General features: G+C 39.2%; 17 protein-coding genes and 1 pseudogene. 11 read left to right on the forward strand and 7 right to left on the reverse strand.

The window, feature by feature from the left end:
• Positions 1-23 precede the first annotated feature (23 nt).
• Both L1068_RS13255 and L1068_RS13260 read left to right on the forward strand, forming a co-directional pair.
• Positions 24-1106 carry an NAD-dependent epimerase/dehydratase family protein gene (locus L1068_RS13255; protein WP_237130660.1) on the forward strand — a complete coding sequence of 361 codons (1083 nt, stop codon included), beginning with the start codon at positions 24-26 and terminating at the stop codon, positions 1104-1106.
• Between the two features lie 368 nt (positions 1107-1474).
• Positions 1475-1612, forward strand: a pseudogene (locus L1068_RS13260) (MmcQ/YjbR family DNA-binding protein); the annotation flags it as partial.
• A 77-nt stretch (positions 1613-1689) separates the two neighbouring features.
• On the opposite strand, the gene L1068_RS13265 reads toward L1068_RS13260, so the two are convergent.
• Positions 1690-2196 carry a DUF3087 domain-containing protein gene (locus tag L1068_RS13265; protein ID WP_237130661.1) on the reverse strand — a complete coding sequence of 169 codons (507 nt, stop codon included), beginning with the start codon at positions 2194-2196 and terminating at the stop codon, positions 1690-1692.
• Between the two features lie 139 nt (positions 2197-2335).
• On the opposite strand from L1068_RS13265, the gene azu reads away from it, so the two are divergent.
• The 5 genes from azu (at position 2336) to L1068_RS13290 (ending at position 6048) form a co-directional block, all read left to right on the forward strand.
• A complete protein-coding gene (gene azu, locus L1068_RS13270) occupies positions 2336-2788 on the forward strand; it encodes an azurin (RefSeq protein ID WP_237130662.1) in 453 nt (150 codons plus the stop codon).
• 241 nt (positions 2789-3029) lie between these two features.
• On the forward strand, positions 3030-3200 hold the full coding sequence (locus L1068_RS13275; RefSeq protein WP_010560955.1) for a hypothetical protein: 171 nt from the start codon (positions 3030-3032) through the stop codon (positions 3198-3200).
• 215 nt (positions 3201-3415) lie between these two features.
• Positions 3416-4438, forward strand: coding sequence for a phospholipase (locus tag L1068_RS13280; protein WP_237130663.1), 1023 nt, complete (start codon positions 3416-3418; stop codon positions 4436-4438).
• The gene (locus L1068_RS13285; RefSeq protein ID WP_237130664.1) at positions 4439-5533 is read left to right on the forward strand and encodes a peptidylprolyl isomerase; all 1095 of its coding nucleotides are present in this window, start codon (positions 4439-4441) and stop codon (positions 5531-5533) included. It abuts the gene before it with no gap.
• Positions 5530-6048 (forward strand): hypothetical protein, encoded by a 519-nt coding sequence (locus L1068_RS13290; RefSeq protein ID WP_237130665.1) that lies wholly within the window; start codon positions 5530-5532, stop codon positions 6046-6048. Before L1068_RS13285 ends, L1068_RS13290 begins: the two co-directional genes overlap by 4 nt.
• A 27-nt stretch (positions 6049-6075) precedes the next feature.
• On the opposite strand, the gene L1068_RS13295 is transcribed toward L1068_RS13290, so the two are convergent.
• The 4 genes from L1068_RS13295 to L1068_RS13310 form a co-directional block, all read right to left on the reverse strand.
• Positions 6076-6777 (reverse strand): DUF3581 family protein, encoded by a 702-nt coding sequence (locus L1068_RS13295; RefSeq protein WP_237130666.1) that lies wholly within the window; start codon positions 6775-6777, stop codon positions 6076-6078.
• 88 nt (positions 6778-6865) lie between these two features.
• A complete protein-coding gene (locus L1068_RS13300) occupies positions 6866-7507 on the reverse strand; it encodes an outer membrane beta-barrel protein (protein WP_237130667.1) in 642 nt (213 codons plus the stop codon).
• Between the two features lie 144 nt (positions 7508-7651).
• On the reverse strand, positions 7652-9136 hold the full coding sequence (gene gltX, locus L1068_RS13305) for a glutamate--tRNA ligase (protein ID WP_237130668.1): 1485 nt from the start codon (positions 9134-9136) through the stop codon (positions 7652-7654).
• Between the two features lie 91 nt (positions 9137-9227).
• A complete protein-coding gene (locus tag L1068_RS13310; RefSeq protein WP_237130669.1) occupies positions 9228-10610 on the reverse strand; it encodes a PLP-dependent aminotransferase family protein in 1383 nt (460 codons plus the stop codon).
• A 92-nt stretch (positions 10611-10702) separates the two neighbouring features.
• Between L1068_RS13310 and L1068_RS13315 the strand changes: the two genes are divergently transcribed.
• Both L1068_RS13315 and L1068_RS13320 read left to right on the forward strand, forming a co-directional pair.
• Positions 10703-11308, forward strand: a complete 606-nt coding sequence (locus L1068_RS13315; protein ID WP_237130670.1) for a LysE family translocator — start codon at positions 10703-10705, stop codon at positions 11306-11308.
• Positions 11309-11320: 12 nt separating this feature from the next.
• Positions 11321-11740: a GNAT family N-acetyltransferase gene (locus L1068_RS13320; RefSeq protein WP_237130671.1), complete on the forward strand. Its 420-nt coding sequence runs from the start codon at positions 11321-11323 to the stop codon at positions 11738-11740.
• A 130-nt stretch (positions 11741-11870) separates the two neighbouring features.
• Here the strand turns inward: L1068_RS13320 and L1068_RS13325 are convergent, their stop codons facing one another.
• A complete protein-coding gene (locus L1068_RS13325; RefSeq protein ID WP_237130672.1) occupies positions 11871-12323 on the reverse strand; it encodes a LysR substrate-binding domain-containing protein in 453 nt (150 codons plus the stop codon).
• A 52-nt stretch (positions 12324-12375) separates the two neighbouring features.
• On the reverse strand, positions 12376-12507 hold the full coding sequence (locus L1068_RS22155; protein WP_237130694.1) for a LysR family transcriptional regulator: 132 nt from the start codon (positions 12505-12507) through the stop codon (positions 12376-12378).
• 132 nt (positions 12508-12639) lie between these two features.
• On the opposite strand from L1068_RS22155, the gene maoP reads away from it, so the two are divergent.
• Both maoP and L1068_RS13340 read left to right on the forward strand, forming a co-directional pair.
• Positions 12640-12984: a DUF413 domain-containing protein gene (gene maoP / locus L1068_RS13335; protein WP_237130673.1), complete on the forward strand. Its 345-nt coding sequence runs from the start codon at positions 12640-12642 to the stop codon at positions 12982-12984.
• Entirely contained in the window at positions 12984-13949 is a 966-nt protein-coding gene (locus L1068_RS13340) for a RimK family alpha-L-glutamate ligase (protein ID WP_237130674.1), read from the forward strand. The genes maoP and L1068_RS13340 overlap by 1 nt, the downstream gene beginning before the upstream one ends.
• Positions 13950-14070: the final 121 nt, after the last annotated feature.

Below are 14070 nucleotides of genomic sequence, written 5' to 3' on the forward strand. Positions count from 1 at the left end.
TAATTTTTAAATCCGCTGACATTATGAAATATGAACAATTCTACATCAAGTGTTCATTTGCCACAGGTGAACACATTGACATATTTTGTTCACCTGTTATTTTATGGAAAAAGAATTACTACTTAGGAAAATATGTGAAGATCTTTATTACTGGTGTTACTGGCTATGTAGGTAGAAACCTAGCAAAACATTTTGTTAAGGAGCACAAAGTTGCAGGGCTTTCTCGTGACTTGGAAAAGTCATTGAGCCTTGAAGAGTTAGGTATTGGAATTTTCAAAGGAGATTTACACTCTAGTGGTCTTGAAAAAGAGCTTAAGGGCTATGATGTCGTTATTCATGCGGCGGCTGATACAGACCATAAGAACGCTTCACGATCACAGTATGATACAAATGTTGTTGGGACTGAGTTACTTTTGCACGCGGCAAAAGCTGCTGGTATAAAAAAATTCATTCACATAAGTACTGAATCCGTCCTCTTAACTGGTAAAGAACTGCATTTAGCTACAGAAAATATACCTTACCCTAAAGTTTCTGTGGGCTCCTACTCTAAAACAAAACGCCTTGCCGAGGAGTTAGCTTTACAATCATCAAATGATGAATTTAACGTAATTGTTTTGAGACCTCGTTTTATTTGGGGGCGTGATGATACAACTGCTATCCCTCAAATACTAAAAGCAGTAAATAATGGCCAGTTTGCTTGGATAAATGGTGGAGAATACAAAACATCAACAATACATATAGCAAACTTTTGTTTTGGTGTTGAATGTGCTATTTCTCGTGGAAATCCTGGCGAGGTTTATTTTTTAAGTGATGATGATGACAAAACCTTTAAAAATATGGTTTCATCTCTAATTGAAGCTTATGGATATACCTCTCCAACCAAAAGCGTTCCCCGTGCAATGTTACTATTTATGGCTAAGTTGGATAATTATTGTCGAAAGTTTTTCCCTAAAATAAAGCTATTACCAATAACTATGCAAGAGTATTCAACAAGTGCCGTTGAAGTTACATTAGATATTACAAAGGCCAAAGAAGAGCTTGGGTACGCGCCCGTTATTTCATTCCAACAGGGGCTTCTTGAAATAACGAAACAAACTGTAAAATAAGTAATTGTTTTAATGCTTCCTATGCGATTGAAACAAGACGACAAGAAATTTTAATATATTCACATGAATGATCTAAATTGATGTTGAGTATTATGCACTCAACATCAATTTAGCTCGTTTTGAAGCATTGAATCGCCCATATATAATGTTAACTTTGCGATTAGAACACTTAATATTTAAAAAGCTATGATAGGGAGAATCTGAAAGTTTCACTCTCTTGATAACTTAATCCATTGCAGATGCAACTCTGTTTCAAATCCTATTCGTTTTTCAAAAATACTATTTTAAACTACAATAAATTATAAAGATAAAAATTCTGATATCAGCAAAATGCTAAAATAAATATGGGGTTATACTTGTCAACTATTAAAAAACTTTGGAATACCGTGATTCTTGATGGTTCAATGCCAAAAGGTGAAATTGAGCGCCTTATAGACAATTCGTTTTTATTGGTTGTTAGTAAAATGAACAAAGCAGATAGAGAAATGATATCACTTCACCTGTAACTCTAAGTATTTGCTTAAAAATAAAAAGGGAGTTAAATAATTAAAACTCCCTACTTATTTTTTATTTAAGCAAGCGGTCAGTAGTTTGCAAGGCTTTGCGGATCATATTTTTCAGAATCAAGAACAACATTCACTGCACGGGCTTTTGCATCGAGTTCAGCTTGCCAAATACTTAACTCTTCCATCGTTATCGTATTGTCATCAAGCTGCCAAAGCTGGCGAGAACCGGCATATGAGTAGTTAATTATCTGCATGGCGATAACATCGCCTTCCTCAACAGCTGCTTTTAACTTACGCATTTTTCGGGTTATGTAATTTAGCTGTTTTTTCAGCTCCCAAACATAAGTCACTTCTGTCATAAAATCGTGATGCTTATATTTTTTTAACACGCTACCAATCACTAAACAGCTAATCACGACTCCTGCAAGGTTCCAGTGAAAATGACCCCCTTGCTCATTCGGTAAAACGGCGATGAGCCCTTGTGCAATACCCAAACTGCCGACAACGAGTGCAGCAATGCAGCCAACAATCACTTTATTTAAATGATTGCGATAACGAGCTTTGTTGATCTCTTGTAATTTCATGCGCGTAAAACCTTTAAATTATTCTGACGTGTATCAAGACAAGGCATTTTACCATTTATTAATTGAAACAAAACCTTGCAAGTCAGTTGCCAAAATATAAAATGAAAACGATTATCAATAGCATTAGATAGGAAAACATATGAAATATTTAATTAAGTTAGGGTTTATTACGTTAGCAGGAGCACTATTCTCTGCCAATGCATCAGCTTCGTGCAAAGCTACACTCGAAGCCAACGATATGATGCAATTCAACCAAAAAACACTGAGCTTTTCTAAAGACTGCAAAGAAATTAGCATTGAGTTAAAGCACGTTGGTAAATTACCTGCTCAGACTATGGGTCATAACGTTGTAGTTGTAGACACAGCAAATATCCAGGCTGTTGCAACAGACGGTATGTCATCAGGAATCGATAACCAATATGTAAAGCAAGGCGATGAGCGCGTATATGGATATTCCAAAGTAATCGGTGGCGGCGAAACAACCACACTCACTTTTGCAACCGGCAAATTAAAAGCTGGTGGCGACTATTCATTTTTCTGCTCATTCCCAGGCCACTGGGCGATTATGAAAGGTAAGTTAGAGTTCAAATAGGCTGAAAATTCCTACTGGGCGTTTTTTAAACGCCCTTAAGGACAAATGTCCTTACCTCAAGCATCTACAAAGCACTATATTGGTGAATCACTTTGAAAATATAGTGTGTAATAATGAACTTTAACGTCATTAAAACGTCATAACTCTGTATTAAGTTAATGGAAATCGCAGGCACCCTGATCCAGTGGCTGTACTTGTAAAACCAGTGTTTACCCTAAACACTTAGATAAGAGAGTCGAAAATGGACTATTTATATCAAGGATCCAAAATCCATGTGGCATTGCCTGTGGACTTTGCATCCATCAACAAAAGCAAGGTGACTTTCGAAGATAAGTCAGGCAATCAACGCGTTGATTTCGAAAACAAAAGCGACGCACGCCAATTCCTTAGCTGGCTAACAAGCCAAAAATAAAAAAACCGCGAAATTCGCGGTTTTTTTATGTCTGCTAATAAGTATGTTAACTTGGCCAATTAAATAAACCTCACATTTAAACCGCTTACACCAAATGAAAATATTTCGCTCTGCTCACATAAGATATAGAGTAAATACTTCATTAAACTGTAAATTAGCTGTAAAACTAAACACTTAACTTAGTACCTTTATTAACAACAAAAATAAGGGTACACATGACAACCAACGCTATCTCACTACTTGTTGCTGGTGCAATTGCTTGCGCAAGCCAACAAGCGAACGCCTTCTCACAAGAAACACACAAACGCATTGTTATTGATGCAGTAAACTACATGCAACAAAACCCAAGTTCTACTGAGTATGCCAAGTTGTCCGCATGGGCGTCTCAACTTAACTTGTCAGTTGCTCAGTTGGCTAACTTACTTGGTCAAGCTGCTTACGACGTTGATGATTTTGAAGATACATTCTTTTGTGGCGCAATCACAGGCTCTTGCGTACAAGCGCCTATTTGGGGCGCAGCTGAAAGCATTGTAAAGTACACTAGCTACTGGCACTTTCAAAACCATACACAAGGGCCCGACCAACACGGCAATGACTTTGGTGGTTACAACTACCAAAAACTTACGGTATGGGGTGACATTGATAATTTAGCCGCCACTTGGTTAAAAGGCGATTACTTGGACGATGGCCGCGGTGGCGAAACCGGTTGGTTTGGTTCTGACTCAACTAAATACAATAGCTACGGCATTACTGAAGCAAACTACCGCATTGATGGTCACTCACACTACAACATGTATGATGACTTTGAAGAAATGCCGTTCCAACCAATTGATCATTTGGGTCAATATTGGTTTCAAAAGTTTATTGAAAGCAAAAACCCACAGATCCTAGGATTTGTATTTCACACCACTGACTTACTGCAACCTCACCATACTTGGGTAACATCTGCGTTAAATCACTCTGGTTGGGAATCGTGGGTAAAAGATTACTACGACAAAGAGCAACTAAACGATTTTAGTAAAGTCAGCCAAGCACTTGAATACTACGCAACACTTGATGCAAGCCAGCAAGATATCCGCCCTATTCTTACTCAAGGTGGTGCGCTTTCATATTCACAAGGTGGCATTGTGCTTAACTCAAAAGATCACTACGACCGTGTAAATACCGGGCAAGTTGTGATCCCACATGCCATTGCTATGGTAGTTCATTTACTTAATCATGCCGTGGTACAGCTATAAATGAAGTTTTTAGTATTATTAAGCACGCTTTTAGCGTGCTTTGCACACGCTAATGTGCAATTTAATAACGATGAAATTGCTTTTATGAACCAGTTTTATATCAAGCAAGGCGAGCAATTATCCAAGCAGCAAACACAACAAAGGCTTGAAACCCTGTACTTTCATCTTGCCCTCGCTAAACAAAAAGCACCAAAATTATTGGAGCGTGTTGCAAGTGTTGGCTTTAGCACTAACTACCATAAAAAACGCTATATGATCAGCTTATTAGATAATGGTAGTGCTAAAGCTTCAGCACCAAACATTACTCTTAGCAGTACTGAACTAAAACAGCTAATGGGTAACTACCCTCATAATGGCGTAGCAACAACGCAACTTTTAGCTAAGTTAACTCAGCCCTTAACTACAAACTATACATTGGCAGATGCCTACAATGATGCATCCATGCAAGCGCGCTTTAACTTGCACCAAGGGGACGTAAAACAACTAACTGAACTTGTAAAAGTAGAAACCCATTACCAAACCATTAAGCAACAGCATCAGAACCCAAATATTCGCTGGCCGGTGCTCGAGTCACTCATTACAAGTCAAGCTATCACGCCTGCACTGCTTAACTACCTTGGTGTAAAAACCAGTATGCATAATGAAAGCCCATACCTCGACAGTTTGAAACAACAAATTTCAGCATCTGAAATTGCCAAATACTACCAACAAAATAAACAGCAATTTCGCTATAGCTCAGAAGTAACAGCCGCGTCGCTAATCTTTAGCTCGCAAGAATCTGCACAAGCCGCCTACAAAAATAGTGCGCTGCCACAGCAACTGAATAGCAAAAAAGCTGTTATAAAACGTCAAGCACTTAACACTAATTTTGTTAATCAAGCTGCATTTAATTTATCAACAAAACAAGGTCCAACGCTTTTACGCACACCTAAAAACCAATGGGTGATAATTCAAGTATTTGATAAAAAATATGATTACTACTTAGAGAGCAGTGAGACCGTTGTTTATCAGGCGAAGACCGCGCTTGCAACAACACTGGCTAAAAAGCAATATGCCACTGCTAAAAATCAATGGCTAAAAGGCGGCCAATTATGAAATTAAAACTACTATTTGCTAGCATAGTTATAGGGTTGATTATCGCGCTTAGTTGGTTTAGCAATTTGCCAATGAGCCCAAATACATATACTGAAATTAATACTCCAAAAACCGTGCATTCAAGTGTAAAACCCGCAGAAAAAATACAAACCATTGAAACAAAAGCACCAGTATTAACCGTTAACAGCAGATTAAAAACAACACCAATCAGCCCCATAAAAACGCATGTTAAAGTGGATATTCCGCCGATATCACCAACTAAGATAGAGACAACATTTACCGGTGATTTAGATGATCACGAGGCTTACTTAGCGTATGAGAATGAACAAGAAATCGCGTTAAAAACAGCGTATATTCAAGCCGCCAAAGACAAAGTAAAACTGTTAAACTCTTGGTTAGTAAAAGGCATAAACCAACAACTTGATGCCTCTCAAATTGAATTTGCGAAAGAGAAAATTAAAGCGCTAGAGCAACTCACCCAATCATTAGAAGAAGAACTAAAAAAGGCGAGCTAAATGCTCGCCTGTTTCAAATATTGTGCGTTACGCTGGCTTTAAATCAACTTTACGCTGATTGTAATAAGCAATTAATTCATCTACTGTTTTTTGGCAATACTCACGAATGCCTGAAACCAGCATATTCTTTTCGCCTTTACCAATCACTTTATCGCCATCTTTAAAAACAAATGGCAGCGTGATTTTTCCACGTTTTCCTATTAGCTCAAATTCAGGCGTCACAAACTCTAATACCGGTTGTTTAACATCTAGGCTAGAGAACTCAATCGACATTGACTCGTACATCACCATAGGGCGTGCAGGGTTAATCATCACCTCTTGCTCACCCATTAATGGAATAATCACATGAGGAAACGCCTTACCAGAAAACTCTACATAGTTTTTAATTAGGCTATTAGTTAACTCTTCACAGGTTGACGTATCACCTTCACGGTTTACCGATAAGTACACTTTTTCATCTTGTGTTAATGCAATATCACTATCAGCATCAGGAAAAGTAAGCGATACTTTTTCATCAACCATACCTGCAAAAGTAAAGTGCATTTTTTCACTTACACCGTACTTGTTTAACACCATTGAGAAAAGTAAATCACCTGGCACACAAAAACGCTTTGCATCAATGTCATGAAGTGGGTTGTAATCGTCAGCAATCAGTTTTGCAAAACGGCTTGCCTGATCACGGGTAAACGATACTTTTCCTTCAGACTCTTGATAGAAACCAGATAACATAAAATAACCTCAATTTTAACTTGGCCGCGCATTTTATCAGCGTTTTTCTTAATAATTGGTCATACCTGTTAAGGGTGATAGAGCGTACCTAAAAACGCCACTCCATATTCAGGTAATATTTATCCATTGATAAGAAGGTGTGGTGGCTATAACCCGCTTTTAGGGCCCAGTTGCGAGCAAAGTCATACTGTAAACCTAGGCCTAAATTAGCCCCTAAATTGGTTGAGTTATCGCGTGCTATCACTTCGCGTTGATTTTCTCGCCAGTAAGAAAGTTTGGTGGAGACGCGTGTGAGAGCCAATCCAGCAATACCATAAAACGATAATTGTTCATTAATATGATAAAAATGATAAATACCATCTAAAGTTAAAATGCTTGCATCGCTGTCATGATAAACATTATTGGTACAATCGAAAAAACACCAATCTAGCCAATCCAACTCTATGCCATAGGTATAATTAGCACGTACAGCAAAATCGTTAGTCAGATAGTAACCCAAACCGACATTTGCATTAACAATATCAGCATCGTCACTGCTTAAATCATACTCATCTAATAGCTCTTCCAGGTTTTGGTCGAGCTCGTCTCTAGCATCCTTACTGTTGTAATTGTAATAGTTAGAAGCAACACCAAAATTGATAAAATATTGCCCCTGTTTCTGATTGTTAGCCATTGTTATATTAGGTAGTAACAAAGCTCCAAATAGCGCTAAAAACGAACCATATTTCATAACATATCCCTATGTATTTAGGCGGAAAATTAAATTGGCTATATCGTACCTAAATTAAGGAAAAGACCCAGAAAACAAAAGTAATAAAATGTAAAAAGCCAGCATAATGCTGGCTTTTAAAAACAATAAATTAAAACGTAATTATTATTGCGCTTGGTACGCCTTATAGGCTTTTTCTAGCTTCTTCGCTTGCTTCTTAGAAACACCTATATGGTTTAACGCTACACGTAAACGTGCACGCGACATATCTGAACCAAGAATCTCCATTGCATCAACAACCGATGTAGACGATGTTTTACCTGTAATCGCAACAAAAATTGGCTCTAAGAAATCTTTAATCTTAAGCTCAAAGTGCGTTGCAACCGCTTTTGCAATGGCAAAAATCTCTGATTTTTCCCAAGTACGCAGTGCTTCTAATTCCCAAATGAAAATTTGTAATGCTTCACGTACCACATCTTCTTCTACTTTACCTGCTGTAAGTAGTGCTGGGTCATATTCTGGTGTACCTGCAACAAAGTGACCAGCTAAATCAACTAAATCTGATAACGTATTAATACGCGTTTTTGCCTGCGGTAATACTTTAGCAAGTAACTCAGGGTTAAATTTCCAGTCAAAGAAACGCGCCATTAACTCTTCGTCAGATAAGTTTTCGCGGATCCATAAACCGTTTAACCAGTTAAGCTTGTCGATATCGAAAATTGGACCACCGAGTGATACACGCTTCATATCAAAGTGTTCAATCATTTCATCAAGCGTGAACTTTTCACGCTCATCTGGCATTGACCAACCCATACGGCCAAGGTAGTTAAGCAATGCTTCTGGTAAAAAGCCCATCTCTTTATAATAATTAATCGATGTTGGGTTCTTACGCTTAGATAATTTTGACTTATCAGGGTTACGCAGTAGTGGTAAGTGACCCAATACTGGCGGCTGCCAGCCAAAATCTTCGTAAAGCTTTAATAGCTTAGGCGCCGAGTTAATCCACTCTTCACCACGGAAAATATGGCTAATTTCCATATGGTGATCATCTACTACATTGGCTAAGAAATACGTTGGGAAACCATCCGCTTTTAAAAGCACCTGCATGTCTACGTTTTCCCACGGGATCTCAATCTCGCCACGTAGGTAATCGTTAAACTTAAAAGAACCCTCAGCAGGAATTTTCATACGGATAACGTAAGGCTTACCCGCTTCAAGGTTTGCTTTAATTTCGTCTTCAGACAAGTTTAAACCACGGCCGTCATACTTAGGACGAAGACCTTCCGCCATTTGCTCTTCACGCATTTGGTCAAGTTCTTCAGCTGTGGCAAAACAGTAAAACGCTTTACCTTCATCAACTAATTGGTGAGCAAATTTTTTGTACATATCAGAACGCTCAGACTGACGGTAAGGGCCAAACTCACCACCAATATCTGGACCATGATCCCAGTTAAGACCTAACCATTTAAGGCTGTCCATAATCGCTTGTTCTGATTCACGCGTGCTACGCACTTGGTCTGTATCTTCAATACGCAGTACAAATTCACCACCTTGCTGTTTCGCAAAGCAGTAGTTAAATAGTGCAATATAGGCCGTTCCTAAATGCGGATCACCGGTTGGTGACGGTGCAACACGTGTACGAATTGTCATCAAATGTCTCTTATAAATCGATAGCGATAAAATTGGCGAAAAGATAGCACACCACGGCTATTTTTCGAAGTCATTCCCACACTTTTTTAAGCTAAATGACCACTTCAATACCACCATCACGATGCCGTAGCACTTGATCAACCCGAGCAAGGCCAAGTTCAAATGCTTGTCGTGAGCTGGGGCCGCCCAAAGTAAATCTAAGTGCGTTACAATTCGCATTGCCATTGCGTGTAAATACATCAACGGTTCGCACAATCACGCGATTTGCTTTTAATTGATTTGCCAGTGAGAACATATTGATATGATCCGGCAGTGGTAAATACACATTTAAACCCGAAAACACCGCCGCTAAGCCATGTTTTTCAAAAAGCGCTCGTAGTAAGTTGATGCGCGCGCTTACTTCATCTGCAAGCTGCAATTGGTTCCGTTTAAATTCATCATCATTTAGTGCAAGTGCTAACAACTCAAAATTCATCATAGATACCGACCAACACTGGCTATGAATTTGCTTAAGAACTGCTTGCTGCCACAAAAATGGCGCAATTAAGTATCCTGCCCGTAGGCCACCAGCAAAGTATTTTGAAAAACTACCAATATAAAACACTCTGTCATTGGCTGTTTGCCAAAGCGGTAAACGCCAGTTTTCAGGCAAACAATAGTTAACGTCATCTTCAAGAATAAAAAAGTTGTAACGCTGACTGAGTGCAAGTAGTCCATCTAGCGTTGTTTGGTCATAGCGAATATTGGTGGGGTTTTGGCAGTTTGGTGTTATGTAAATCGCTTTTATCTTATGCGACTTACAATAAGCCTCAAGGGCATTTAAATCGATACCTGCGGGCGTAAGAGCAATCGGTTTAGTATTTAAACCGAGTGAATCACACGCTTGATAAAAGCCCGGATAACACATTTCCTCGTGAAGCACGGTGTCGCCAGCTTGGCACAATGCAGCAAGCACACTGTAAATCGCTTGCTGAGCACCTTGGCAAAAAATCAGTTCCTGCTTACCAATTTGCAATCCTTTATCGTTTAACCAAGCTTTAAACGTTCTTTGCAGTTCATCGCTGCCATTGAGTTTGTAGCGCAAAATATCTGTCAGCGCAGAGGCGTTATTTGCTAGCTTGCGCATTTGCTCGGCCAATACATTTTGCTGCCCCATAAGCGGCATCATGCTCGATGAAAAATCGGTATCGTCTAATTCATCCAAGTGAACTGACTGCGCTTTTATAAACGTGCCTGCCCCAAGTTTTGCCGTAGCAATGCCGCGTTTAACAAGTAAATCATAGGCACGCGTAACCGTGCCATGAGTCACACCAAGGTGATCGGCCAAAATTCGTTGTGCTGGCAACTTTTGCTCTGCAGAAATTACCCCAGATTGAGCGACACGTTCAATTAAATCTGCAAGCGATTGATATTTTGAACTTAATTTGCAGAGCTTTTGGTACTCTGCCACATCTGGCAACCAAATTGTATTCATAACAATATTTAAATTGATCCTTTTTAAACAATATGCCATTGCTAACAATATAAATAAACATGAAATTGTATTGATACAATTAGAGGATCAAAATGGAAACCAGCACAGTATTATCATTATTGCCTGCACTTATACTATTTAGCATTAGTGCCACACTCACACCTGGGCCAAATAATATTCTGCTCGCCTACTCAGGGGCGAATTTTGGTTTTCGTAAAACGCTGCCGCATATTGTGGGCATTCGTATCGGCATGACGTGTATGCACTTAGCTATGTTGCTTGGCCTTGGCAAGCTGTTTGAGCAATATCCAATGCTGCATCAAGTATTAAGTGTATTTGCCGCCAGCTACATTATTTACTTAGCGATTAAGATTGCTCGTGGTAAGCCAAATAGCAGTAACAGTAGCGCCTCCCCAATGACCTTTAGCCAAGCAGCGCTATTTCAATTGGTGAATCCTAAATCATGGGCAATGTTACTCACTTTAGTTACCGCGCTCACTTTACCAAATGAACAATATTGGCCATCAGCTTTGCTAGGCGTAATCGTATTTAACTTGGCAACCTTGCCTTGCTCGTTTTTTTGGGTAGCTGTTGGTCGTTACTTAAAGGGCTTTTTACAAAATCCACAAAAGCTAAAACGCTTTAATGTAGTTATGGCGAGTCTGCTGCTACTCACATTACCACTTATCTTTTATTAAGGAGCAAACAATATGAAGGTGTGCCACACAATTGATGAGCATGATTTTGAGCACATTCACCAGTTTTTATCGCTTCATGCATATTGGTGTTTAAATATTCCAAAGCGCACATTAAAAACGGCGTTAAGCAACTCATTATGCTTTGCTATAAAGAATGAAGACGGCGAATTGCTCGCATTTGCACGGGTAGTAAGTGACTATGCGACATTTGCTAATTTGCTCGACGTGTTTGTTTTACCCGATAACCGAGGCTTAGGAGTTGGCAAAACTCTCATAAAAGCAGTCGTTGAACATCCAAAATTACAAGGTTTAAGGCGTTTCACCCTTGCCACTAAAGATGCGCATGGGCTTTACCAACAATTTGGTTTTAAAGCACCTAAATTCCCTGACACTAATATGGAAATCTATTTACCCAATATTTATCGAGATTAAGGCACAATAATAGTGGGAGCTTCAGGCTCTTCTTTACCTAACATACGGCGAATAGCGTGTAGCTTTTGTGCATGCTCATTTTCTTTATGATACGCAATATACACGTCACGATTAAACTCAGGTAATGCGTCTAATTTAAATCAAGAGCGATACGTGCTGTACTGGTTCGCATTAATGGTGTAGCCATGCCTTTAAGCTCTTTACCATGCCATGCAGTAAAATTAGTTCCCCAATCAACACGTATATAACGGGTTACATCACTTGGGCTAGCAATTGGTTCGCTTGAAGTTGATACCGGGATTAATGCAAAAGTATGCAGTAATTCAATTTTTAGCTCTTCCGCTGTGTGCGGATCAAAAATGATTGCGATATCTAGTGAGCGCTCTAACAATTGTCGCGTAATCTGCTCTCGCGCTAAAATTTCAGCCACCAAGCTCACATCGGGTTGCGTCGCGTATATTTTTGAAATCGCATCATGAATGTAGGTATCCCACGTATTCGGCGTACCTGCGATAGAGATTTGCGTCACTTGGTCTTGGGTTAGTGCCACATCTTGTTTAGCCATACGCAATGTTTGCATCATCACTTCGGCATGCGAAACAAATCGTTCGCCCGCAGGCGTTAGCTGAATATTATTACGGTTGCGTAATAAATAGCTCTACGCCAAAATACTGCTCAAGCTGGCGAATTCTCGAACTTACAGCAGCTTGCGTTAAATATAAGTTTTCAGCCGCCTTACCAAAATGGCGACAATTTTTTACTTCTATAAATTTTTAACTAATTCTATATCCAAAGCAGCATCTCTTATCGTGACGATAAATTTTTATTGTTGTACTTAGTAAACACAATTCACGCATACTCCGCCAAAATGGGCAAAGTTGTCAACATGAGTATCTCATATGGACTTATTACATGGTTTTGTAAAAACAAGCAATTTCTATGATGACCTGAATTTTCCACAAGGATTTAACCGTAGCGGCCACTTTACAATTCAAGAAGCAGAATTGTTAACAGCCATCGGTAAGCGATTATTTCAATTAGAACATCAACTAGCAGAGCCACAAAATCACACTGAAGAGAATTTTGTGGCTATGTGCGTTACAAAACGAGACCCCGAAACTCTATTAGAGAGTTTGTGGCACAAGTATAAATCGGCTACTCAAAGCAAACGATTTCATACGCTAAGTAGTTCAGTTAAAGCCAATGTTGATAACGCATTTAATGAATTAGAAGGTAATTACTAATGCGTGGTTGGATAATTTACAAACACAATGATTTACTACTCCGTCAAGAAGCATATGAAGTTAATCGCTTAGTTGAAGTCGCAAAAGAAGAAAACATCGATCTTCAAGCTTTCTCGCCTGAACAGTTTGATCTTACGGTAACCCGTGATGACGAAAAAAGTATATTAATCGATGGTGAGCGTCAGAAGCTGCCTGACTTTGTAATGCCGCGTATGGGTGCTGGCACAACCTACTTTACCCTTGCTGTTGTTCGTCACTTAGAGCGACTAGGTGTGTACTGCGTAAACAGCTCACATTCTATTGAAGTGGTAAAAGACAAATTATTTGCTCAACAAATCTTAGCTGAGAAAAATTTACCAACACCCGATACTATGCTGGTTAAGTTCCCAGTAAATGTGGCGCTAGTTGAAAAGCAAATTGGTTTCCCTGTTGTTGTTAAAACCCTTTCGGGTTCACAAGGCAGCGGGGTATTTTTATCAAAATCACCCGGTGAGTTTGATGACTTAATGCAACTCATCGAAGCAACAAGTCCAAAAGCAAACATTATTCTTCAGCAGTTTGTAAAAGCCAGCCATGGCCGAGATTTACGCGTATTTACCATAGGTGGCCGTGCAATTTCCTGTATGGAACGCAACTCAAACGGCGAAAACTTTAAAGCAAATGTAAGCTTAGGCGGCGTGGGTAAACTTTACCCTATTACGCCTGAAATTGAATGGCTTGCCACACAAACTGCCAATGTGCTTGGCTTAGATGTAGCAGGTATAGACTTATTATTCGATCAAGAACATTTTAAGATTTGCGAAGCGAATTCATCGCCTGGTTTTGAAGGATTAGAAAACGCGGTCGATATTGATGTACCGCGCGAAATCTTTCACTTTATTCGCATTCGCTTAGGTATTTTTGATAAAGCCTCCGCTAAAAAAGCAAGCCAGTTGCAAAGCAAGTGGAAGAAAAAAGCTAATTAATCGCTTTAATAGCAAAACGCAGCCTAGAGCTGCGTTTTTTGTTTCTTTAATATGTAGCTTTGAATTTGTTTAGGTAATTTGCATTTACCCGTTGTTGTGCCATCACAATCATGTACTGCTA

The organism is Pseudoalteromonas sp. MMG024 (assembly GCF_021654175.1).
Classification (GTDB): domain Bacteria; phylum Pseudomonadota; class Gammaproteobacteria; order Enterobacterales; family Alteromonadaceae; genus Pseudoalteromonas.